Here is a 23,001-nt window from a genome sequence, read left to right on the forward strand (position 1 = left end):
AGTTAAAATTGTGCCTGCGCCTGTTTCCGGCATCTGATCAACACATCTTCATAGGTTTGTTCAAAAGCCTTTCCCATTTTTTCAATTACAAATTCTTCTTCAATGATCTTTCTGCCGGCTTTTCCAAAAGCGCTGCATTTTTCAGGGTTATCGATGAGCCCGGTAATAAGTCCGGCAATTTCATTTTCCGTTTGGTGTGTTACCAGGTACCCGTTTACATTGTGATGTACAATTTCGCGGGTACCGCCGGCGTCGTTCGCCATTACCGGCCGCGCCAGGCTCATATATTCTATAATGGAGTTTGAAATTCCTTCCCCGTGTTTGGCTATGTTCGAGAACAGCACGCCAACGGTGCAGCTGTTCACTACGGCTTCCACATCGGTTATTCTTCCTGTCAATATTATTCTTGGGTTCCGTTCTACCAGTTCGCGGAAAGGTTCGAACACATTCCTGTCGCGGCAGCTGTCACCAACGGCAATAAAGGTGATGTCGTTGCGCACGGTAGTGATCTTTTCGGCTACATTGAAAAAGGTTTTGTAATCCTTGTTGGTTGAAAAGGTGGCTACCATTACTACCGCAAAGGGAGTAGAGATACCGTATTTCGATCGTACCTGGTCGGGTGCCGGCAGGTTCTCAAACCGGTTAAGGCTTATCCCGTTGTAGATGATCTTTATTTTCTGCAACGGCGGTTTGTAAGCATCTATGCCGGCCCGTGAGTTGGAAAGGATAACGGTTGAGAATTTGAAATTGATGAGGTCGATAAGTTTGTTCACCGACCATCTGCCGGCATTCGGCGGCGCCGAAGTGATCTGCCCGTTCAATAAAGGAATATGCTGGCCAATTACGGCAGGAAGCGCATAGAACGATTGAATGCGTCCCCATGTATGGATCAAATGGGGTTTGAACTGCCTGCATAATTTATAGAACTTGAAAAAAATGGTAAGATCATTTCTCTTCCATTTTTTCGGAATGATCTTGTACAATACCCTCAGGTTGTGAAATGCGGGGAAATCAATTATCGGATCGGTTACCACAACCATAATTTCATAGTTGTCTTTACGTGACAGGTATGAAAGCAGCTCTACCAGCCGCCGTTCCTTTCCGCCGCCCTTGAAACTTCCGATAAAAAAAAGGATACGATTTCTTTGTTTGTTAAGGATCATGTCTCAGTTTCTTATGTTGTATGATCAGCCTGGCAGTATACGGCCTTTCCGGCTGGTGATAATGTTGTCAGTTTCTGACAGGTAGCGGATCAGATTTCTTGCAAGTACCCTGTAGCCATGATTGCGGTTAACATAATCCCGGGCTTTCTCCGACATGAACTGATACAGCTCGGGAGTTATTGAAGCGTATTGTTTACAGAGATCGAATACGTCATTGTAAATAATGCCGAGATCGTTATTTGAAATGATTGAGTCGGGGTTTACATTGGCACCCGATAATACAGGCGTACCTACCGACAATGATTCGAGAAATGTATTGCTGAACCCTTCATAGTGTGATGTGTTCAGCAGGAACCTGGCGTTTGCCAGAAAGGGCAATACTTCGGCCCGGTGCAGGTAACCGGAGAATTTTACGTTGGGTAAATGTTTTAATTTTTCAAGATATTCACTGGTTTCCTCATCGCAATTGGCACTTTCTTTTCCGGCAATGACGAACGTTTCATTTCTCAACAGGCTGGCTATCTCGTATAGCCGCTTTAAATTTTTCTGGGCCCGGTAAATGCCCAGCCAGGCAATGTAACTTCCGGGGCGGTGGTCATCGCCGAGCCCGGGGGCTTTCAGGTATAATGGGTTCGATATTTTTATGGCCGGTTTACCCGGGAATTTTTTTTTGATCCCATTCAGTTGAAAATTATTCTGACACAGGATGTGGTGCGCCAGTCTGAAACCTCCGGTTAACAGGAAGTGATTGACGGCTGAATTGGACTTGTGAAACCGCCTGTAGACCTGGTTGTCGTTCGAAATGCGTTGAATGAATTTTATATTCTGCAAGCGGCACATGATACCGATCAGCATCGAGATCCATGATGGAATACTTACATAGATATAGTCGGGTTTAACCGATTTGATCTGGTTGTAGGTATGCGGGAAGCGGTAATAGATCCAACGCAGCCATCGAATGCCCTTGTTCCGGTCATAAAGAGAAATGACTTTGATATTGCGGCATTCTTCTTTCAGCTTTTGATTGCCACTGGTGTCGGTCATTACAACAACCTCCTGCCCTTCTTCCAGCAAACCTCTTATCCAGCTATAGGTTTGAACCGCTGCACCGCCGCAGGGCTTTTCATCCTCTTGCATCAGGTTGATAAGCTTATCGTCGTAGAATAAGAATTTAGCCATGTTCGTTATAAATTGTTAAATAATATCCGGGTTATATGTTTTATCGCTTTGAGGGGATGCCTGATGGTGGTATTCACTGTATTGGTTTCTTCTGCCCCGGGGTTATCGCCCAGGGTTTCCAGCATTTTTTTTATCTGTGCTACATTGTCTTTAACCGGCAGCTTACCGTTTATCCTGATGATCGCAACACCCGACGCTTTCATGTTTTCCAGGATATTTTCCTGGATCTTCCGCCATTTTTCTATATTCCTGCGCAGGGCGTCATCATCTTTTCCGAAATGGGAAGCAATGACCTTACTGCGGCCGCGCAGTCTTTTCACCACTTCACTGGTATCGGGTGTATCGATGTATATAATGGCATAGGGCAACGGTACAAGCCGTAAATATTCATGAAGCAGCTCTTTTGCCGGTTCATCGTCTGCATCGTTATCTTTTATTAAAAAGGATCTTTGCAGCAATCCTTCTTCGATGATGCAGGGCTTTGCTGCGGCTTTTTCAATGATCGCCTGGTAAATGCAAAATGTGGTAAACAGGAAATAGGCCGATCTGAAGCGTTTATTGGTCTCGTTATCCTCGTAAAAGCTGTTATCTGACAGATGTTTCCAGCAGAATTTAGCCAGCAGTTGCTGATGAGCGTCGAACCGCATGCCATAATCGACCGGAACTGTTTTGGCTGGTTTTTTATGCAGCAGCAGGCGCATTTTATACCAAAGCCAGCTTTTAACTGAAAGTAACGATGGTTTGTTTGCGAGAAGCATTTCGGGATAAACCCATTGCGATCCGCTTTCCCAATTCCTGCACAGCGATTGATAAATAGTTGATTTTCCTGCACCGGGTGGGCCGATGATCTCAATTACTTTTGACTTCATGCTGTATTCACGGGTTTTAAATGTTCTCCCAGATATTCCTTTTTATATTCAACAGCACTTGTTCGAGGGGCATTGCTGCATCCACATCTATAACCGTTGCATTCCCGAATGTGAGCCGGGAAAGGTGAATACATTTTTTTTCAATCATCTTGTGATCATGGTCGGTTTTGCGGCTGGCGGCAACTTCCGGCGAAATATTCAACCGGAAAACGATATCGGCTCCTGCCCGGCAAAACCTGTTGAATTGCTTTTTTTCAATGTTCGATAACCAACCGCCGTTGCCCGATTGCAATTTGGGGCCATCAAAAAAGCCCTTTACGTTTTGTTGAGGAAAGCGGTCGCAGATCACAAGGCTGCTTTTTTTGCTTAGCCCTTTAGCCAGCCGCAGCATGCTTATTTTCTTACTGATCAGCAGCAGGTAATAACATCCGGCTGCCAGTTTTCTAAAGTAGCGGGAAACAAATGTGTTGTTGAAAAGAAACCCTGTTCTGGAAAACAGTGAATGATCGTAGCTCTTAATGTTTGGTCGTTTGCCGAAATAGAAATAATGGGTATCGATTTTAAAGGTGAGCCATTTCACCAGTTCGTTGCAGATGGTGCTTTTGCCCGAACCGTCGCTTCCTACGAAGGCGATGATCTTACCGCCGCCGGTAATTGTTTTTTTAAGTTGCAGCGGGCCGGTGAACTGGCTGATGTACCGGGCTTTTTTTAAAAAATGTTTGTAATAAAAAGTTTTTACAGTGGCCAGCCGCCATTTGCTTTTTACGCAGTCTGATACCTGATGATAAAAGAACGAGGAAAGATGCAGCATGGCCTGCACATTTCTGTCCTTAAGGATGCGGTCAATGTCACTGTCAAAGCTTTCTGGTACGTTCATTTGAAGTTCCCTACAAAGGCCGCGGAACACGTTTGTTTGCACCTGGCTTAAGAGGGTAATGAGTTCGTTCTGTTTGCCCCCGGGTATACCTGGTTTTTTATACAGGTTGTTCGCCTGTAACCGTACCAGCAGTACGATGGTTTCCAGTTCCGGCGTTGGAATGGGCCAGCCAGTTTGTTTGTCGGGTTGCAGGTGAGCGAAGAACTGATCTAACCAGGGCAACTGCAAATACCTTCCATAAGTAATGCCATTCACCAGGTCGTAATGCGTGTGCAAATGCAACAGGGCGCCTGTGTCATAATCGAACCCCAGCCAGTCTTCCAGGGCCGGGTAGGCATTCCAGGGTTGTGTATTGAGCTTTTTATAAGAACGCTTTCTTACGATCATTTCATACAGCAACCTGTCTGCCGGATGAACGAGGATGTCTATATCTGTTTTGCCGGAAAGTGATGCCTGCAGGTGCGTATTCCCTTTCCAGTGGGCAAACCGCACATTTGCCTGTAACAGATCGGCCAGCAACCGTGCTGTTTCGGCTGTTACATGTGCGCAGGTTATTTTATCCTGCGTTTCAGAAACGTGAATTGTGGGATGGTTTGCCACGATCATAACGACAATAATTTTTAAGCTGCTTCTATTTTGGCCTTGAGAAGGGCCGGCTGGTCTTCTTCAGCGTAGATCTCCGGCGATTTTTTCGATATGGGCAGCATCACTACCAGAATCGTCAGCAGCGTTGCCGCTACTTCGGTATACCGGCCAGAAATGGTATACGCCATAAACGACATGCCACAGAAAAGAAAGATCAGTTTATCCTGGTATCGCTTTGATGCCCTAAACGCCTGCATGTATGCGGTGCCCATCATACAGATGTACAGGAATACGCCAATTATTCCGCTTGAGTGCAGCAGGTTGGGAATGTCGCCATGCAGGCTTCTGTCGGCCAGCACCCCCTTGCCGTAATTACCGCCGCTGTTGAACAGTTCATACCCGAACCAGGGGCTATAGGCGTGGTAAATGAACATGTCATCGTATAAAAGGGAATATTCAAAAAAGCGTTTTTCCTCGGCCAGTTCGCGTTCGTCGAGTTTCCGTAACTTTATCCGCTCTTTGAACTCCTGAAAGAAGTTGGTATTGTTATAAACAAAGAACCCGATCACAGCAATGACGCCGCCTGCCATAAAAAGCATTTTTGCCTTTTGCCGGGTCATCAGCGTCATAAGGCAAATGATGATGCCAATGGCGCTTAATAAGATAACGGTGCGTCTTAAGGTGAGCATGATCAGGAAAAAGGTAATGACCGAAACGATCAGGTGCATGGGCTTTTTTTCGCTGATGCCATACATGAACACTATAAAAAGCGCCAGTGGCAGGGTGTTGAATGCTGCCGCCCAAAGATTACCGAACATAACGCCTTTTGTAATGCCGTACATTTCCATTGGCGAGTATTTGTAATAGGTAGCGGCCATCGCATTGACAATAAAAAGTACAAGTATCAGTAAACAGGCATTGCTTAATTCTTTATACACTACTTCCGACGGGAATTTCTGGTAAATACTTGGCACTAATGCTATGAGAAGGAACAACCAGATCACCGAAAAAACATATGGTCTTATCAGCGTGAGGTCGCTCGATTTATTGAGCAGGATGAGAAAATAAACGATCAGCAGCAGTGACCAGATATTTCTGCGGAAGAAAAACCCGCTTTTGACGGCGCAAACGATAACAGCCAAACTCATTAAACTATAGTACAGGAAGGCGGGGTTGGGCGTATCGATGATCCTGTCTACGAAAAAAAGCACTGGTAAATAAAAGATTCCCCGCTCATTCTTTCTAATGATGCAGTAAAGCGCCATGCCATGGAAGAAGATGATCTCAATAATTAGAAGAAACGTGTTCATGTATTATGTTTAGTAAGGTGTACCTCACCTGCCGGGCGTAGTTTAAAAAGCGTGGAACACCTGTAACAGAACGATACAGGCAGCTATATTCATTAAAACCGAAAACCGCTCCCGTGCCAGGTTGGTGAACTTCGAGTAAAACACATCGGCCGATAAATTTTCCCGCGCATATTGTAATGACTGGTGCTGCATTTGTGAAAGTGTTTGATAGTCGGAGATCATTTTTTCCAGCGCAGCTGTAAGGTCTTCAACGCTGTCGGACTTTACCACAAACCCGTTATGCCCGTTGTTGATATTGAATTTGGCGCCGCAGGTATCGGTACAAATAACAGGTAATCCGTAACCGAGAGCCTCATTTACCGAAACACCATATTGTTCGTTTATGGCCGGCAATACAAAAATGTGATGTGAAGCGTAGAGTTCGGCCATTTTTTTATAAGGAACATTTTGTTTGAATTCGACCTGGCTGCCCAGTTTCAGTTTAGCGGCCTGTTGTTTCAGAAAATCGAAATTGGCTTGTTGCTGTTCTGTGGCGCACTCGCCTACTATGGTTGCTGAGAACCGGTATTTGTAAACAAGGTTGCTGAGGGCCTGTATGAACAACAGGTGCTTTTTTCTTTCCTGGTGGTATTTCCCGATCATGATGATGCGGGGCCCGTTTTCCGGGATCTGGTTGAAGATCCTGTCTTCCGATGTTACGTTTACCGGCAGCGGAACATAATACATATGTTTTAACCGGCCGTTTTTTTGGGGCAGATCGTAGCTGACTATCGGGGTCATCCAGGCGGCTTTAAAAAAGCGGATGGTCATTTTTTGTTTTAACCGGGTTTTCCAGGTCCTGAACCTGATAAGGGGTTCCTGGGTGTAAAAAACGATCCTGGTATTGGCCAGCAGCGCATAAAAGGCCGCCATCAGGGAAAACAATTTATAAGGATCGCGTATAATGATAATGTCGGGTTTCAATTGCCTGAACAATTTCCAGTAACTGTGAGGCGCAGGGAAATAATATTTGTTGTTCACGCCCCCGTTCTTAAAGGTCTTTTCGATAAATACCGACAGTTTGCTTTGTTTGTGCCGTACAGGTTGCAGCTGGCTGTGATCTTCCGTTGGGCCAATACTGGCTACGTGAAAGGTGATGTCATGTTTTTTCTCAAGTAATTTTTTTATCAACTGAACCTGATTCGTATGGTAGCGCGGTGCCACGAACAGCAATTTCATCGGTATACTATTTTAGTTTTTACTGAAGGCAGCGTCCGATTTAAAGAATTTTATAGAAGATCTGATGCGTTTAAATTCCAGCCTGTCTTCCCTGCTCAGCCCGGCTGCATAAAAGATCAGCAGCGAGGCTATAAAAGCGGCCGGGGCAAATAAGATCAATTGATAAATACCTGTTGAAGCGGTTTGCGTAGCCAGCCACATGGCCGATGCCAGCATCAACAGGGCGGTAATGGTTGGTCGAAGGTTTTCTGTAAACGCCGTTTTTGATCCTGTTTTTATCAGTGTTGTCAATATTCTGCGTTGTCCTATAAACAGGAACAGCCTGCTTATCATCATACTGATACAAAGCCCGGGGATGCCGAATTGAGAGATCAGCAGCACACCGAAGCCTGCAAACAACGCGCCTGCGATGAGGGTTAAATAAACTTTCTTCTTAATATCCAATGTGGCGCTGATAATACAGGAATCGTTCCTTACGAATGTATCCTGAATGGTCATAATCATGATCAGCGCGTTGACGGTATGGCCGGCGAAATGCTCTTTCCCTACCCATGCATTCAGGAACGGCTGGTTAAATAAAATGATGGTTGTTCCGAAGGCCGTGGTAAGCAGCAGGGATACGCGGTTGATATTCTTTCTAACATGATTTACTTTTTCGAATTCCTTTAAGCCGATCAGCTTTCCTATACCGGGCATTATGCCAAGGATCAGCCTGTTGATGAGCCCCTGCAGGGCCGCGGGAATAAATTTGGTAAGGGTATAATAGGCTACGGCAACCGGACCGGTAATGATACCGAGTAACAATTTATCGCTGCTTGTATTTACGAGGTTGGCGCCGGCATCGGCCAGGTACCAGGCGCTTAATTTGCCGAACCGGAAAATATTGGCGCGCGATGGTTTGCTTATACCGAACCAGTTTACGTTTCTTTTTACAACCACATAAAACGACAATCCGATGAGCAGGCTTTCAAACAGGTGCACCAGAGCAAGCCCTATAAGGCCAAAACCCCAGATGAGCGCCAGCACTTTCAAACCGCCCCCGATGATCACCACGCCGGCGCGCATTCCCATTCGTTTAAAGGTAAGGTTCATACCCCTGAGGATCGCTTCGAACAACTCGAAGAACTTGAAAACAAGTACTGAAAAGACCAGCAGCACACAGGTGGTCCTTATCAATGTGAAATGTTCTTTTTCGGCATGCGTGATATAGGGCGAATACCAGGCGATAATGCTGCCGGCTATCAATACTACCGGCATTACGAAAAGCATTACCACAAAGGCTGCGCCTGTTTCACTTCTTAATTCATCAACGGTGGCTGCGTCCTTCTTTTGCGCTACCGTCCATTTCAGTACTTGCGACGACCGGGTGTCGGCAATATTTACATACCCGGTGAACTGGCCAAGCATTTGCCAAATGCCAAATAATGATGTTCCCAGTCCGGCGATAACAAACGGATTCACAAACAAACCGGTTAAACGGTTGGCGGTGTAATCCAACATGCTGGAGATCGTGTTCAGATAGGCACGTTGTTTCAGATTTTCCTTAGCGCCTGTCTTTTTGTTCTTTTTCCCGTTGGTATCTTCAGAGGGTTTACTTATTGTCGGTTTTTCAATCATTATCAAGTCGTTTATGATGCGTTCTTAACCGGGTTCATTACATATTTTTCAATTGAATAGTATTCCCTGAACCATTGAACGAAATTGTACAATCCGGTTTGAACGGTAGTAACAGGTTTATAATAGAAGTTGGCGACCAGTTCGTTTATATCTGCCCAGGTGGTGAGCACATCGCTTCGTTCCTGTTCTTTCATTTCAATGATGGCCTTTTTGCCGCAGTGAAATTCTATTTCCCTTACGAAATCCATCAGCTCAACCGGGTTATCATTGCCGAGGTTATAAATGCGCCAGGGCGCGGGTGAACTGGATGCACCGGGTGTAAGGCCGCTCCATGTGGCATCTGCTTCGGCAGGTTGGTCAAGCACATGAACAAAGCCTTCGACGATATCATCTATATAGGTAAAGTCGCGTTTCATTTTTCCCTCATTGTATACTATTATCGGTTCCCCCTTCATGATGGCATCGGCAAAAAGGAAATAAGCCATATCGGGCCGGCCCCAGGGGCCATACACCGTAAAAAAGCGTAAACCCGTTGTGGGAATATTAAATAAATGGCTGTACACATGGGCCATCAGTTCATTCGATTTTTTTGTAGCTGCGTATAAGGAAACCGGGTGACAGGTGTTCTGCGTTACCGAAAAGGGCATTTGTTCATTCAATCCGTAAACACTCGATGAACTGGCATATACCAGGTGCCTGATCCTGTTATGCCGGCAGGCTTCCAGGATGTTCAGGAAGCCGTTCACGTTCGATTGCACATATACGTCGGGGTTGGTGATCGAATATCTTACGCCTGCCTGCGCCGCCAGGTGGGCCACCATGTCGAACTTTTCCTTTCTGAAAAGGCTCAGGATCTCCCTTTTGTCTTCCAGGTTCAGTTTAATGAACCGGTAGTTCGGGAACTTACTGCTCTGCACCGCTGTATTCCATCGGATGTCTTTTCGGCTGATCCCATTCTCTGCCAAACGGCCGTACTTCAGGTTGATGTCATAATATTCATTGATATTATCCAGGCCAACCACTTCGTCGCCCCGCTCGAGCAGCTTTTTGGTGAGGAAATAACCAATAAAGCCGGCGCTACCCGTAACCAGAATTTTCATAACCAACTATTTTATAAGAAGAAATTATACACTTTGCAGTTTTGATCTTTTACGTTGCTTTTCGCGATATACATTTTCATAACCATATCCATAACTGTAGCCATACATGCCGCTCATGACGCCTCTCGATCTGATGCCATTGAAAACAATATGCGGGTTTTTCAATGCTTTGAACTTGTTATTGTCGTCGAGCAGTTGCACCATGGTTTTGGGCGTACGGTTGTGCCGCATAACGAACAGGGTGAGGTCGCAGAATTCGGAGAAAATGTAAGAATCGGAAACCGGGTCAATGGGTGATGCATCGAGCACCACATAATCGAACGTAGCCGTTAAATAAGTGAGCAGGTGGTTAAGCCGGCCGCTTAAGATCAGTTCCCTTGAATTGTCTTTCCCGTTGCCGGCGCTAACGACAAACATATTCTCATCCATCGTATTACTGATTATTTCTTCAGGGTCTTTGGAACCCTCGAGGAATTCGGCTACACCCGGTTTATCCGCCACGCCCATGATCGATGATGTTTTGGGAATGCGTATATCGAGGTCAACCAGCACTACTTTATTTCCGGCAAGTGCCAGGCTTCGTGCCAGGTTGGTACTTACATATGTTTTCCCTTCCGAAGAAATGCTGGAGGTTATCAGGATCCTTTTTATATCGAGGCTTTTCTGACGGCCAACCAAACCGATGGCGGCGCGCAGGTGCCTGAACTGTTCGGCAACGACCGAAGTTTTGCTTCCTGTGTTCAGCAGGGATTCATTTTCCTTGTTGGCCGAGATCTCGGCTATAACCGGTACAATGGTCAACGCTTCTATTTCCGACCTGAACAGGATCTTTTTGTTCAGCATTTCCTTTGCCGAAACCAGTCCGATGCCTAAACCCATCGATACGGCCAGTACCGCGAAATAAATAAGTGTTTTCTTGGGCGCCACGGGGTCGCCTGAAGAGCTGGCCATATCTATGATCTTGCTGTCGGAAATGGCTGAAGAACTTGCCAGCGCCGATTGCTCGCGTTTTTCGAGCAGGTAATTGTAGATGCTTTTTTTGGTGACCTGCTCGCGGCTGATATTCATAAGTTCCCTTTCTTTCCGTGGAATGGTGCGCAGCATTGAATTATAACCGCCGCTGATCGATGCCAGGTCTTTTTTCGAAGCTTCGAGGTTGATCCTTTGCGCCCTCAATTTTTCGAGAATGATAGGGCGGATCTGTTCTATTTCCTTGGCTATGGCTGTAGCAAACGGGTTATTTTCACCGGTTGATTTCATCAGTTTTTCATATTCCAGTTTGCCGTTGTACAGCTTCTGCATAAGTTCCGTTAGTACGGGATCGGAGATCCCTATGGTAGCGGGTATGATGTCGCCTTTATTTTCCTTCGAATTCACATAACGCTCCATTTCATTCAGGGAAGCCAGCTGCATGCTGAGGTCGGCCATTTTACGGTCGTTGCTTCCAACGTTCTCGAGGTATTGCCTGCCCTGGGCGCTGAGGTCAACCACGCCTTTATCGGTCCTGAAAGTTTGAATGCGTTGTTCTATAGAGTCAAGTTCCTTTTCCACTTTTGCCAGGCGGGTTTCAATGAATTCGAGGGTATTGGCAGCGGTTCCTTTCTTTTCTTCTATCGATAAGCGGTTATAGGCCACCAGCAGTTTATTTACGACATCTTCTCCCCGGTCGCGTACTTCATCTCTGAAGGTGAGGTTAATGGTCGATGACAACTTGCTGGAAGATTTTACCTCCAGGCTGGCGATATAACCGGGGGCTACATTTTTCGGTTTGGATAAACGGAAGAACAACGGCCCGCCGGGCGCTTCCGTCTGGCGTTCATTTTTCTCGAATTTCAATTCTCCATATTTGGTAGATACCCATTGATTAATGGGAAAGACTTTTTTACCAATCACAACTTCTTTCACTTTGGGTTCATCCACATTCCTAAATTCTCCGGCATTGTTGTCGTCGTAATAGTTTACTTGAAAGTGTACTACAGAATCACCTGTCGATTTCAGCTCATCTGGTTTTCTTGCAATAATGGTAACAGGCGAACTGTTGTAAGCGGAGGTAGGTTTTATTTTTCCTTTATTACCGGCTGCTTCGTATATGGGCGCATATAACTGAAGTTGTTCCACCACTTTTTCCATCAGTTTGCGGGAGTGGATCACTTCCATTTCATTCTCGACGATATTTTTGGTGGGATAAATTTGCAAAGCTTCCAGTACGCCCGATTCATCAACACCCTTTTTTTCGTCTTTTACCATTATGGTAGCATACGTTTCGTAAACGGGAATTGAATAGAATTTAAGGTAAGCCCATGCTCCTGCGAGCCCCAGGATCAGCAATACAAGGAACATTGGCCAGTAAGGAAGATACCAGTTGGTGACAACTGAAATGATATTCATTTCGTTGCCTGTCTTTTTGTTTGTTTGCATAATTACCTTGTTATACGGTCAATAATCACGGCGGCCAAACCAAGACCGCTCAGGATACCCGGCAGCCACATGCGGGTGTTGCTGTTTTGTGAAACCTTGGCTTTGTTGGGTTCTACATAAAGAATGTCGCCCGACATAAGATAGTAATATGGTGATGTGAGCAGGTTTCCTGAATTGAGATCGAGCCTTTTTACGATGCGTTTGCCCTGTTCTTCACGAATGAGCGCGATATTGTCGCGGCGGGCATAGATGGTGAGGTCGCCTGCGAAACCGAGGGCTTCGAGAATGTTTATTTTTTCATCGGGCACATTGACCACCATGGGGCGGGCAACTTCACCCAATACGGTAACTTTAAAGTTCAGGTACCTGACGCTAACCACCGGGTATAACAGGTATTTATTATCAACCAGCACTTTGGTGATGTTATCTTTCAACTGCTGTTTGGTAAGGCCGGCGGCCTTTATACGCCCCAGCATGGGCATATCTATAAAACCGTCCATGTCAACCAGGTAACCCGATGCCTGGGTAGCGGTATAACCTATAGTTTGGGTTGAAACGGTAACAACGGTGTTAAACGGCTGGCTGGCTGTAGCATTCGGACTGCTAACGGTAACGCTCAACAAGTCGTTTTTTTGAATGACCGGCTCCAGGTTGTTGATGGCATTGGTGATCTCGGTTTCATTTATATTGTTCAGGTATGCCACTTTCTTCATGTTGGTGCAGTTGGTAAGCAGGATGCAGGCTGCCAGCACGATCAATAGCCAGGGGCTATTCTTTTTCCTATGCGTAAGTTTCACGGTAATATTATTAGAGATGAAGTAAATAACGTCAACATGCATCCCTGGCGTTGTTGTTTACAACTTCAAGGTGCGATTTGGGTATTTCGGCTGTCATATAATAACCAAGCGAGGGCAGTGAAATGCGTACGGTTTTGCCCAACACTTCCATTACAGTACCTTCCTGTTCCATAAATAACCCGCATTTTACCCGAACGATATCGTTCACGTCTATGTCGAGCCTTTCGAGTTTTACGTTCGAATATTCTAACAGGAATTTTTTTATGACCTCTATTTCAGTATCACGGATAACGGCCGGCTTGCCCTGCCAGCTTACATAATTGAGAACGCCGTCTGTTTGTAATACGCTTATGCGTTCCTTGTCGGTAATTCTTGCAAACACGTAGCAGGTAAAGAGTGGTTCATAAACGATCTTTTTGCGATCGCTCCATTGACGCAGTACTTTATTGAGGGGACAATAATTTTCAATGTTCTTACGGGTAAAAATGGAGGCCACTTTTTTCTCCCATTTGGCATGTGTATATAATGCATACCATTTCTTCACCAGTTTCGGATCTGTATTGCTTTGAGAAAAGGCTTCGCCCAACATAATCCCAGTTTTAGTGGTTTATTTAAAAGGGTTTGAAACTATATGTAATGGATAATTGGATAAAAAGGAAATGCAGAGTGAAATTGGATTTACAGGTGGGGTTCGGTCAAAACATTAGCGTAAAGCAAAAAGCTTCTGATTGCACGAAAATAAATTCGTACATCGGTAACGTTCTGATTGGATTAAGAAACCCGGCTGAAGAATGCCTTTTATACATCGCCTATTGTATGGAGTTAATGCATCAATAGACCGGATACATAACAGAAAGAGCAAAAGTTACTTGTGTTGCGCAGGTTAATATTCAGGGGATGATTGGTAAATGTTATTTCAATATAAACATATTTAAATTATTAGACAATTATTTCGTAGTTAATCCTCATTTATTTGTGTTTAATCAAGTGGACAATCAATGTTTAGTTAATTCTATGACAGCCGTCATAAAATTGGATCAGTGATAAACGTAAAATCAGGATTTTTCAGGTCAAAGTACAAGGCTTCGCCGAACAAGATCACATATGAGATCATGTTACAAGAACAAATTCAGTAAAAGAAGATAACGGATTGACGACAGGTGGTTAAATAAGGCTCAAAATAAATTAATGGAAAGGAAAAGATTCGGTCAGCAATCACAGGGCTTCGCCAATCATAGACCCAAACCAAAGGAGAATAGACAATTAAGATCACTCTTAAAGTTGGATAATGGATAGAGAAAGTATTAGCAAGAATAATGGATAGAGAGAATATAGCAAGAAAGATGGATCGACACTAACAAATAGATGCACATATGATTTAGTGCCGACGGGCCTGGTTCAAAGGATTTATTTTCAGAGTTGTTTTACTGCGTTCAATCTACTGGGAGTATTCGGTATTCATCTAACGATTAATACCCTGTCAAAAAGAACTGCTCAAATTTAAAGATATTTATCTAATACAAACAAAAAAATTAAGGATAAGATAACTAACTTTTGAATTAAAATAATCATGATTTTAATGGTGGAGGATTTTCCCCTTTTTTAATGTGCCAGGTTTTTTTTGTTGAATGATGATATGGTATAATGCTTATTATATTCATGCTGCTTTCAGTAAAAAAAGAACTACTAAATGTATTTATACCCTCATGCTTTGTGGCATAATACAAATTGACCAGAACTATTAAGAATGACAAAGAATCGCATGATCTGCAACCTGTATTTATTTTTAGCGGTAAAAGTTACCGCTAGCCGTTATACATATCAGCCAAACCGATGGCCTTTAATTCAACACTTTTAATAGCAAATTTTGATAGGGCGATTATTACAGATATGCTAAAATAATACCAGCCTGTTATGCTGCCCTGATACCCATGGACAGTATTTTATGTAAAATAAATTCACCTGCTTTGTGTAATAAGTACTTTATGATCATCAGGTAGTAAAACCTGCGTATGAAAAATTGTTACCCATTAGCCATAATGTTGTTTGCCATTCAGTTAACTGCTTTTTCGCAAAACGTTTTGATCAGGGGCCAGGTAAAAAACAACGCCGATAGCGCGCTTGCCGGGGTTTCTGTTACTATAAAGGGAACGGTAAGTTCCTACATAACGAACGACAGGGGTGAGTTTATGATCCCAAAGCTGAAACTTCCTGCTGAATTGATCTTTTCATCGGTGGGTTATCAAAGCCAGACCTTTGCGTTAGAAAGAACGGATACAACTAAGTTCATTACCATCAAATTATCTCCGGCTGAAGCCAGCCTGTCGGAAGTAGTGGTTATAGGTTATGGTACTGCCAAACGAAAAGATATAGCCGGTTCGGCAGGATCTGTAATGTTAAGAGGGGTTGCATCTTTGCCAAAGAAAGCGCTGGAAGGAAAAGTGCCCGGCGTGGCCTCCCGGAAAACCACAACAGTGAAACGCGAACCGGCCGTAGCGGCGTCAACCACACCCACCAGCAGGTTAGAGGCCATGGAGACAAGCCCACGCATACATTCAAAGATTTTGACCGCCGGCGAACTAAGTGATTTCAAAAAATGGAATTTGTGGGGCGGTTATTCAGGTGCAGAATTTAAAGCATGGAGCAAACACTGGGGACTTGCTCCGGTTAAACGCTATTGCGTACAGGTGCAGAATAAAGACCATAAAGCAATTCCCGGTGAAACCGTTTATCTGATCAATACCGAAACGAACGATACGTTGTGGCGTGCCGTTACCGACAATACCGGTAAAGCGGAGTTATGGGCCAACCTCGATATGAAGGAAGAAGAACGGAACAGGTATACCATTGTATGCAGAAAGGAAACCCTTCGCTCCCCTGCTGCATTCGAAAACGGCATCAATCGCATTACGCTGCGTACATCATGTGCGCATTCCGATATTGCCAACATTGCATTTGTTGTGGATGCTACCGGTAGTATGGGCGATGAAATAAAATACCTGCAGGAGGAACTGAATGATGTGATCGCCATTACTTCCGCTAAAAATAAAGACCTCAAACTACGCATTGGTTCCGTTTTTTACCGCGATAAAAGCGATGAGTACCTTACCCGGTTTATAGATTTTCAAAATGATCCTGCGCCCCTGATGGAATTTATAAATGCACAATCGGCCCGCGGCGGCGGCGATTACCAGGAGGCTGTGGAAGACGCATTGACAACCGCACTCGATAGCATGCATTGGGATAGCGATGCCCGGGCTAAGGTCATCTTCCTTATTCTCGATGCGCCCCCGCATGATGCCGCAAAAGTGAAAATGCAGCAGTTAATGCGGCAGGCTGCCGCTATGGGTGTTCGCATAGTACCCGTCGTATGCAGCGGGGTTGATAAATCTACCGAATACCTGATGCGCGCGCTTGCACTGGCAACCAATGGCAGTTATGTTTTTCTTACCGATGACAGCGGTGTAGGCGGTAAACATTTAAAGCCCACTACCGATGATTATAAAGTAGAATTATTGAACGACCTGTTGCAGCGGGTGATTGCCGAAATGGTGTATATAGAGCCATGTAACGATGCCGGAAAACCGGAAGTGCCGGTAACGCCGGATAACAATGCGAAGATCAGCGTTTATCCCAACCCTTCAGCCGGAAGGATCCAGATAAAAGCCACTGAAGCCATAAAGGAAATGTATATAGCCGATTTTACCGGGAAGGTGCTTGAAAAAATAGCCATTTGGCAAAAGATACATAACTGGCAAACCGACCTGAGCAGGTATCCTTCAGGCACCTATTTGATCAGGTATTTCACCGGGCAAAAAGGCTGGGGCGCAGAGAAGGTGGTGCTGATAAAGTGATTGAATACTATTTCGTCGATGGTGAATACAGAGATAGCAACAAAAATCCCCCTGCGTCATTTGCAGAGGGATTTTTAGTACGATGTATTATTTAAAGCAGCATGCTGCTTAATCTTCTTTGTGTTGTTTTTTTGCATAATACAGGTCCTGGTTCTCGTAAAAATGTGCCAGGTCGGCTTTGGCGGTAGCCAGGGCCTTTACCTTATCTTCATAATACAACTGCCCTATTGAATGCTCATAGGCGTTTGCCAGTTGCCTTGATTTCCCTTTTACTTCGGGATCATGTTTATGCGGTTCCAGTTCCTTCATTCTGGCAATAAGCCCAAATACCCTGTTGCTGCAGAGGTAATCGATAATTTCAGCAGCTTTATACCTGTTTTCGATGACCTCATTACAAAGGTCTACGGCCGCCAACCGTAAAACCCGGTCGCCTATCAGCTCTATTTTTTTAAAAATGTGTTGTTCTTCTGTCATGCCGTAAAGCTAAGACATTTTGAAATATTTCATTTTTTTGAATTTCACCGCTCATTTGTCAATACCTTTTCAAAACCGGTAAATGCAGCATTCGCATTTGGCTGTATGCAGTGCATCAAATCGTTTACCCATTCCAGATCATGCAGGGAGATCAGCCGTTTGGTGGTTTCGCTGGCCGAAACACGCAAAAGGGAGAAGCCGAAAATGGATAAAAACGGAAGCCATAAACCGTTGTTCCGGGAAGCATTTCCGGTAAATACGGCTCTGTTGTGGAAAGCATGATGTTCGGTATTCTACCCCTGTCCTCGCTCCTGCCGCCTTGCCTGGCCTTCATGCAGATGCAGAATGACCTCATGGTGCCCGTCGGGAACGATCAGTTCCCGGCAGGCACTGGTTGCTGTATCCGGAATGTGTAAACGCCAAAAACATGTAACAATGCCTGAAAGCGAAGCCGGAGTATGGATTTCAAACCGGATCATGATTAATGCAAAAAAGAAAAACCGTCACGGCCCGGCCGCAACGGTTTTTTGAACAAGTCATGCTATACTTTAATCATCTTTAGGTTTATCTTTCAGTTGTGCTTCTGTAACATAATGACGGCGGCCTTTATCATCTATCCAGTAATATTTGGAATGATTATCTATGTAAATGGTTTCACCATCGGGGCCAACTTTGTCTTTATGTTTTGAGTCGGTAACGGCAGCTTTGCCTTTTGAAGCTACTTCAGCCGTTTTGTTACCTACTTTTTTAGCGCCTTTTTTAATTGCTTTCCCTGTTTTCTTTACTGTTGAAGTTGAATCCTGTGCATGTATGGCCACCGGCACACTCAACATAAACAGCACGGCCACAATTCCTGTAATCTTTTTCATACTGTATCTTTTTTGATGAATTATATCAATTATACGGCCAGCCGGTTATTAGCGCTTTTGATCTTTACATTAACTACTTATATATGCAGAAATTGCACATGCGAGGCATAGTTTCCACAAGCTATGATCTGGCTTTTTCTTCGTCAGGTACATGTTGCACTTCGAACAGGTATGCTTTGGGGGAAGGTATGATGGGGTCATTGGTAAGTAAGGAAAATTCTTTGACAAAGCTAGCCCCGAAGTAAAGAATGAACGAGGAATAGAACACAAACAGCAGCACCAGCACTATGGCGGCGCCTGCTCCGTATACCAGGCCGATATTGCCATTACCGATCAACGTTGTCAATACCGACTTGCCAATATAAAACAGCATACCGGTGAGTATGCCGCCGGCTGTGGTTGCCCGCCATGACGGGCGTCCATTGGCCAGGTATTTGAACAAAACAACAAACCAGATAGTGACCACCAGAACGCCGGCGATCTCATTGATGGCGCTGGTAAAAAAGTGGCCGCCCGTTTTCCAGTATTTGCTGATGTAGTCGCCTGCAAATACTTTGATAACGTCAATAACGGCGGAAGCGAGAACCAGTAAGCCGGCCATCAGGATGATGATCAGAGAGCGGGCGCGTGCTTTCAGATCATATACAAATTCAGATCTTTTCAGGCGGATGTTCCAGATATCGTCGAGGGAGCCCCTGATGACTTTGAACAGTGTGGTTGCCACAAATACGAGGAAAAGCAGCCCGATGGCAGCCATATACCAGGTTTGGGCGAGGTTGCGCAGGCCGCGGGCGGTACTGCGCAATTGTTCAGCGCCTTCGTTTCCCAGGGTGGCGGTCAGCAATTCGCGCAATTCCCTTCCCACAATTTTACGGGCAAAGAAAATACTGAAGAGCTGGAAAATGAGGATAAGGATGGGCGGCAGGGCGAAAGTGGTAAAAAAAGCGGTAGCCCCGGCCATGCGTAAAGGGTTGTTGCGCTGCAGGCGCCTGAACGAGTTTTTCAGGAGTTTCCAAAAAACAGGCAGCCGCCATATAGAAGTTGTATTGTTTGCCATAAAGGGGGGCTAATGCCAGCACAATAGTATAAAATACTTTGCCAGCGTGGGTAAAGTTGCGCGTGGGGTGCTGCCGGAACCGGAGCGTTTATTTTGTATACCATAACACCATATTGCACGTTTATGCATTTTAGCCAATGGCTGCATCATATCGGTATCACAATAAAAAACAACGTTTTATGATGAGTTTTCTTGTACCCTGCCTGTTTATCGTTTTAAATCAAGTTAATATAAACAATGAACCTATGAACGAGTTTGAATTACCTGCAACCTGGACAAGGGATTTTGCTATTGGTTATTCCTTTGGCGGTAGTATGGATGGAAGCAGGACCGAATTGAAAATTTCCTACGATTCATGCAGTTATATGGTGCAACCGGGAATGAAAGCCCCTCAAACAGGTGCGTTTTCGATGACAGAAGCTTACCGTGCAGCCATCTTAAAAAAGATGCATGAATTGAAAGTGAATACAATAAAATCGGAAATAAGCATATCCCCCGTCAATGATGGTCATTCGGAGACGCTGTGCTTTGGCAACCGCTGCATTTCGGGAGGCACCTCTGCCATAATGAGTGACAGGGATAAAGAAATATTTTTTAATGCACACGCATACCTTACAGATTTCGCTAAAAAGAAAAGTAAAAAACAACCAAAGTAATTCCAGCTTTTCCGTGCTTTCCCTGCCGGGTACTTATTGTATGTATTTAAATATTTCACTAACGGAGAAAAGGGCGCAGCCTCCCAATTATTTCAGGGTATTGGTGGTTAATACAACCTGCGAACCCGGATGTTGTACGCTGCCATTTTCTTCAGCAGTAATTAGAATACGCACAGGTTTCAATGAAGTAACGGTGTTAAGGGATGCTTTCATCGTTTTGGATAAAAATCCGGAAGAACTGTGCAGTCTCCCAATATTTTTCAATCCCTGATCCTGTGTTACTATCCAGGCTACGTATGTATTCTTTGGGGGCTGCAGTCTCTTTGGATCGGCTAAACGCATAATAGAAATATCGATCTTATAATTGTTGTTATTATCCTTTTTGATCTTGACAGACCCCTCGGCAGCAGGCACAATCGAAGATTTATTAAAACGGGCACTGCCTGCACAGGCGCTGATCATAAAAAGGCAGGAAGTAAGTATTAGTGCAACGCGAAATTTACGTATTATCGGAATGCAAAAATTGTTGTTCATATCATTTGCTTTAAATGAACAAAATAATTCAACAGACGGAAAATGGATGATGCCCGGTTACTGACAGGGAATTGGGATTAAAAGGGAACGCAGATGTGAAAGGGAGTTTCGAAGAATCTAAAGTTACTAAATATATGTTTAGTAACTTTAGATTTGTTTTGAGAGTTGATTAAAATCAACTAAATGACAGGGTATGATACACGGCTTAATAAGCAGGGACCCTATCTATTCAATAGATTTTATTGATCCGCTGAATTTTGAAATGATTGCGGCGATATTTCAGTTTCCTTCACTTAACATCTGTTATTAGGGAATTGCGACGGCAAAACTGTTTCATGTTGTTTTCTTAAAACACCTGATCAGATACAACGGATGATTTTCGGCCACTTTCAGTGATCCCGGATAATCCGAAATTTCCAAACTCCTTTTGAACGGAAGCTTTGTCATAAAAAAATATTTTCGTGCCTCGCATCTGTTCAGGGGAATGGAAGTTACAGGCATTTACCAGGCGATTTCACCGGTCGCCGGGTTTGTTTCTTCGCTGAAAAATTTACCTGTCGGTCCATTCTTATCTGTCAAGGCATATTTAATAATTCTGTTTGCTGCAATGCTCACTTCGCCGCCATTGAAGAATGTAAAATCGGTCTTTGTCAATCCCGGGCAAACAGCATTTACTTTAAAATTTGTATTACGCAACTCGTAAGCTAACTGGATAGTATACATGTTTAAAGCAGCTTTTGATATGGCATAAACGCCGTATTTGGCATAATTGTATGCAGGCCATTCCGGATCGCTTTGTAATGAAAGAGAGCCGACACTGGTACTCACATTAACTATTCTTGGTTCAGCGGCATTCCGTAATAGATCCATAAATGCCTGCGTAATATTGGCTACTCCAATTACATTGGTTGTAAGCGCATCCAGGTACTCGTTAGTTGTGGCTTCAAGAACGGTATACGGAGCACTGCCTCCATTGATACCCGCATTATTTATAAGAATATCCAGCACCTCAGTCTTCCTGCCAATTGCTTCACGGGCATTTTGAACAGATCTATTGTCGGTAACATCTAATTGTATTGCTTCAGCACGGGTTAATCCTTCTGTATTTAATTTCTTTACGGCTTCTAAACCGTTCTCTATATTTCGACTACCTATAAATACAGAAAAACCCTTCTGTAAAAGCTGCCTGGCGGTTTCAAAGCCAATGCCCTTGTTTGCTCCTGTAATTAGTACTGTTTTCATATTTTGTAATCTTTAAATTTCAATTACAAAATTCGGGTATTACACAGTGGAGCCGTTTACCAAATGGTAAAAAAGTAAATTACCGGAGGCTTTTAGAAACATGAATGAGAAATTAAAAAGGCCGGGTCTTCTATGAAACAGGTACTGAGTGTTACCGTGTATCTGCGGGCTATCGCCGCAAGGCGGTATCATCGGTTTTTCCTGATCTGTACAGCGCAGTATAGTCATCCAGTGCACATTCCAGTTGCCCAAAGCCCGGTAGGCTTTGGCCCGTTGCTGCAATAGCTGAGGAGTGAATTACTTTCCTGGTTGGTTCCTTTAACGTGGGAAAGGCCAGGGAATAAGATTCGTCATCGTTTTAATGGAGTTCGTCATGCGAAAAAAATGTTTACTGAATGTACATGATAGAATTAGCGGCGATCACTCTTCCCATTGGCCTAAGTTATAAAGAGCAGTTGCTGAATGCGATCAATAATATGTAGCATCGGGACAGACTTACCAATCACAGATATAAAGATCTCGTATATAAGGTGCCGTAAATATACGACACAGCTTCTGGTACCTGATAAATTAGTGAACCGGAACTGGCTGGTTAATGGGTGCAAAGCAGGGAAAAATATTAAAAAGGTAACTCCCGGGGCTAAATAGATATTATGTCACCGGTTCATTTTACTATTTTTGAAAAAAAAATCCATTGAAAAAACAGTTTAAAATGTTGTTGGGCGCCTTACTCTTTTTTACATCGGCAGGGGCCCAAAATACAGATGCCCTGTTCCTGGAAGCCGCTATTACGAAGTTGCGTCATTCGAAAGAATATACCCTGAAAATAGCCAGGCTTATGCCGGAAGAAAAATTCTCATTTCGCCCGGATGCGACGGAGATGACATTTGGGGATCAGCTTTTACATATTTCAGCCAACATGGGATGGCTTTGTTCACGTTACCTCAATGGATCTGAAAATCCCGTTTCACCAACCGACAAAAAAGCGGTGAAAAAGGATGAAATAGTACAAGTGGTAATTAAGACTTATGACTATGCGATAAGTGTATTGGAGAAATTCAATACAGCTCAACTTCATGACACCGTATCATTTTTTGCCGGACCAATGAAGAAGTTACAAATTATCAATCTTGTGAACGACCACCAGACACATCACCGGGGGCAATTGGTGGTTTATTTGAG

The 23,001-nt window shown here is 44.2% G+C and carries 19 protein-coding genes; 3 read left to right on the top strand and 16 right to left on the bottom strand.

Annotated elements, in window-relative coordinates; genetic code table 11:
* Window positions 1–2 precede the first annotated feature (2 nt).
* The 11 genes from A4R26_RS28290 to A4R26_RS28340 are packed head-to-tail and all read right to left on the bottom strand — an operon-like array spanning window position 3 to window position 13,722.
* Window positions 3–1,163 carry a glycosyltransferase gene (locus A4R26_RS28290; RefSeq protein ID WP_081169901.1) on the bottom strand — a complete coding sequence of 387 codons (1,161 nt, stop codon included), beginning with the start codon at window positions 1,161–1,163 and terminating at the stop codon, window positions 3–5.
* Window positions 1,164–1,187: 24 nt separating this feature from the next.
* A complete protein-coding gene (locus tag A4R26_RS28295; RefSeq protein WP_081169902.1) occupies window positions 1,188–2,342 on the bottom strand; it encodes a glycosyltransferase family 4 protein in 1,155 nt (384 codons plus the stop codon).
* A 5-nt stretch (window positions 2,343–2,347) separates the two neighbouring features.
* A complete protein-coding gene (locus A4R26_RS28300; protein ID WP_081169903.1) occupies window positions 2,348–3,211 on the bottom strand; it encodes a P-loop NTPase family protein in 864 nt (287 codons plus the stop codon).
* A gap of 16 nt (window positions 3,212–3,227) precedes the next feature.
* Window positions 3,228–4,694, bottom strand: coding sequence for a nucleoside/nucleotide kinase family protein (locus tag A4R26_RS28305; protein ID WP_081169904.1), 1,467 nt, complete (start codon window positions 4,692–4,694; stop codon window positions 3,228–3,230).
* A 14-nt stretch (window positions 4,695–4,708) separates the two neighbouring features.
* Window positions 4,709–5,983, bottom strand: coding sequence for a hypothetical protein (locus A4R26_RS28310; protein ID WP_081169905.1), 1,275 nt, complete (start codon window positions 5,981–5,983; stop codon window positions 4,709–4,711).
* 42 nt (window positions 5,984–6,025) lie between these two features.
* Window positions 6,026–7,201: a glycosyltransferase family 4 protein gene (locus A4R26_RS28315; RefSeq protein ID WP_081169906.1), complete on the bottom strand. Its 1,176-nt coding sequence runs from the start codon at window positions 7,199–7,201 to the stop codon at window positions 6,026–6,028.
* Window positions 7,202–7,213: 12 nt separating this feature from the next.
* Window positions 7,214–8,818: a lipopolysaccharide biosynthesis protein gene (locus A4R26_RS28320; RefSeq protein ID WP_081169907.1), complete on the bottom strand. Its 1,605-nt coding sequence runs from the start codon at window positions 8,816–8,818 to the stop codon at window positions 7,214–7,216.
* Window positions 8,819–8,829: 11 nt separating this feature from the next.
* Window positions 8,830–9,918, bottom strand: coding sequence for an NAD-dependent epimerase (locus tag A4R26_RS28325; protein ID WP_081169908.1), 1,089 nt, complete (start codon window positions 9,916–9,918; stop codon window positions 8,830–8,832).
* Between the two features lie 24 nt (window positions 9,919–9,942).
* The gene (locus tag A4R26_RS28330) at window positions 9,943–12,336 is read right to left on the bottom strand and encodes a GumC family protein (protein WP_081169909.1); all 2,394 of its coding nucleotides are present in this window, start codon (window positions 12,334–12,336) and stop codon (window positions 9,943–9,945) included.
* Window positions 12,337–12,338: 2 nt separating this feature from the next.
* Entirely contained in the window at window positions 12,339–13,133 is a 795-nt protein-coding gene (locus tag A4R26_RS28335) for a polysaccharide biosynthesis/export family protein (RefSeq protein ID WP_242675042.1), read from the bottom strand.
* Between the two features lie 31 nt (window positions 13,134–13,164).
* Window positions 13,165–13,722: a UpxY family transcription antiterminator gene (locus A4R26_RS28340; RefSeq protein WP_081169911.1), complete on the bottom strand. Its 558-nt coding sequence runs from the start codon at window positions 13,720–13,722 to the stop codon at window positions 13,165–13,167.
* 1,423 nt (window positions 13,723–15,145) lie between these two features.
* Between A4R26_RS28340 and A4R26_RS28350 the strand changes: the two genes are divergently transcribed.
* Window positions 15,146–16,987 carry a carboxypeptidase-like regulatory domain-containing protein gene (locus tag A4R26_RS28350; RefSeq protein WP_081169913.1) on the top strand — a complete coding sequence of 614 codons (1,842 nt, stop codon included), beginning with the start codon at window positions 15,146–15,148 and terminating at the stop codon, window positions 16,985–16,987.
* 108 nt (window positions 16,988–17,095) lie between these two features.
* Here A4R26_RS28350 and A4R26_RS28355 read toward each other — a convergent pair whose 3' ends face one another.
* The 3 genes from A4R26_RS28355 to A4R26_RS28365 all read right to left on the bottom strand — a co-directional run bounded on the left by A4R26_RS28355 (window position 17,096) and on the right by A4R26_RS28365 (window position 19,387).
* A complete protein-coding gene (locus A4R26_RS28355; RefSeq protein ID WP_081169914.1) occupies window positions 17,096–17,461 on the bottom strand; it encodes a hypothetical protein in 366 nt (121 codons plus the stop codon).
* 548 nt (window positions 17,462–18,009) lie between these two features.
* Window positions 18,010–18,330, bottom strand: a complete 321-nt coding sequence (locus A4R26_RS28360; protein WP_081169915.1) for a hypothetical protein — start codon at window positions 18,328–18,330, stop codon at window positions 18,010–18,012.
* Window positions 18,331–18,451: 121 nt separating this feature from the next.
* The gene (locus tag A4R26_RS28365) at window positions 18,452–19,387 is read right to left on the bottom strand and encodes a YihY/virulence factor BrkB family protein (RefSeq protein ID WP_081169916.1); all 936 of its coding nucleotides are present in this window, start codon (window positions 19,385–19,387) and stop codon (window positions 18,452–18,454) included.
* A 245-nt stretch (window positions 19,388–19,632) separates the two neighbouring features.
* Here A4R26_RS28365 and A4R26_RS28370 point away from each other — a divergent pair, with 245 nt between their 5' ends.
* Window positions 19,633–20,043 carry a hypothetical protein gene (locus A4R26_RS28370; protein ID WP_133054810.1) on the top strand — a complete coding sequence of 137 codons (411 nt, stop codon included), beginning with the start codon at window positions 19,633–19,635 and terminating at the stop codon, window positions 20,041–20,043.
* An 87-nt stretch (window positions 20,044–20,130) separates the two neighbouring features.
* On the opposite strand, the gene A4R26_RS28375 is transcribed toward A4R26_RS28370, so the two are convergent.
* Both A4R26_RS28375 and A4R26_RS28380 read right to left on the bottom strand, forming a co-directional pair.
* Window positions 20,131–20,577, bottom strand: a complete 447-nt coding sequence (locus A4R26_RS28375; protein WP_207625841.1) for a hypothetical protein — start codon at window positions 20,575–20,577, stop codon at window positions 20,131–20,133.
* Window positions 20,578–21,078: 501 nt separating this feature from the next.
* A complete protein-coding gene (locus A4R26_RS28380) occupies window positions 21,079–21,819 on the bottom strand; it encodes an SDR family NAD(P)-dependent oxidoreductase (RefSeq protein WP_081169918.1) in 741 nt (246 codons plus the stop codon).
* Between the two features lie 694 nt (window positions 21,820–22,513).
* On the opposite strand from A4R26_RS28380, the gene A4R26_RS28385 reads away from it, so the two are divergent.
* Window positions 22,514–23,001 (top strand): DinB family protein (locus tag A4R26_RS28385; RefSeq protein ID WP_081169919.1); only part of this gene is annotated, 488 nt, incomplete at its 3' end.

Origin of the sequence: Niastella populi, from assembly GCF_002078015.1 — a bacterium.
Classification (GTDB): Bacteria; Bacteroidota; Bacteroidia; order Chitinophagales; family Chitinophagaceae; genus Niastella; species Niastella populi.

Excerpts from the sequence above, each read along its gene's own strand:
- A4R26_RS28290 (WP_081169901.1), bottom strand. The coding sequence starts at position 1,163 with ATGATCCTTAACAAACAAAGAAATCGTATCCTTTTTTTTATCGGAAGT.
- A4R26_RS28295 (WP_081169902.1), bottom strand. The coding sequence starts at position 2,342 with ATGGCTAAATTCTTATTCTACGACGATAAGCTTATCAACCTGATGCAA.
- A4R26_RS28300 (WP_081169903.1), bottom strand. The coding sequence starts at position 3,211 with ATGAAGTCAAAAGTAATTGAGATCATCGGCCCACCCGGTGCAGGAAAA.
- A4R26_RS28305 (WP_081169904.1), bottom strand. The coding sequence starts at position 4,694 with ATGATCGTGGCAAACCATCCCACAATTCACGTTTCTGAAACGCAGGAT.
- A4R26_RS28310 (WP_081169905.1), bottom strand. The coding sequence starts at position 5,983 with ATGAACACGTTTCTTCTAATTATTGAGATCATCTTCTTCCATGGCATG.
- A4R26_RS28315 (WP_081169906.1), bottom strand. The coding sequence starts at position 7,201 with ATGAAATTGCTGTTCGTGGCACCGCGCTACCATACGAATCAGGTTCAG.
- A4R26_RS28320 (WP_081169907.1), bottom strand. The coding sequence starts at position 8,818 with ATGATTGAAAAACCGACAATAAGTAAACCCTCTGAAGATACCAACGGG.
- A4R26_RS28325 (WP_081169908.1), bottom strand. The coding sequence starts at position 9,918 with ATGAAAATTCTGGTTACGGGTAGCGCCGGCTTTATTGGTTATTTCCTC.
- A4R26_RS28330 (WP_081169909.1), bottom strand. The coding sequence starts at position 12,336 with ATGCAAACAAACAAAAAGACAGGCAACGAAATGAATATCATTTCAGTT.
- A4R26_RS28340 (WP_081169911.1), bottom strand. The coding sequence starts at position 13,722 with ATGTTGGGCGAAGCCTTTTCTCAAAGCAATACAGATCCGAAACTGGTG.
- A4R26_RS28350 (WP_081169913.1), top strand. The coding sequence starts at position 15,146 with ATGAAAAATTGTTACCCATTAGCCATAATGTTGTTTGCCATTCAGTTA.
- A4R26_RS28355 (WP_081169914.1), bottom strand. The coding sequence starts at position 17,461 with ATGACAGAAGAACAACACATTTTTAAAAAAATAGAGCTGATAGGCGAC.
- A4R26_RS28360 (WP_081169915.1), bottom strand. The coding sequence starts at position 18,330 with ATGAAAAAGATTACAGGAATTGTGGCCGTGCTGTTTATGTTGAGTGTG.
- A4R26_RS28365 (WP_081169916.1), bottom strand. The coding sequence starts at position 19,387 with ATGGCAAACAATACAACTTCTATATGGCGGCTGCCTGTTTTTTGGAAA.
- A4R26_RS28370 (WP_133054810.1), top strand. The coding sequence starts at position 19,633 with ATGAACGAGTTTGAATTACCTGCAACCTGGACAAGGGATTTTGCTATT.
- A4R26_RS28375 (WP_207625841.1), bottom strand. The coding sequence starts at position 20,577 with ATGAACAACAATTTTTGCATTCCGATAATACGTAAATTTCGCGTTGCA.
- A4R26_RS28380 (WP_081169918.1), bottom strand. The coding sequence starts at position 21,819 with ATGAAAACAGTACTAATTACAGGAGCAAACAAGGGCATTGGCTTTGAA.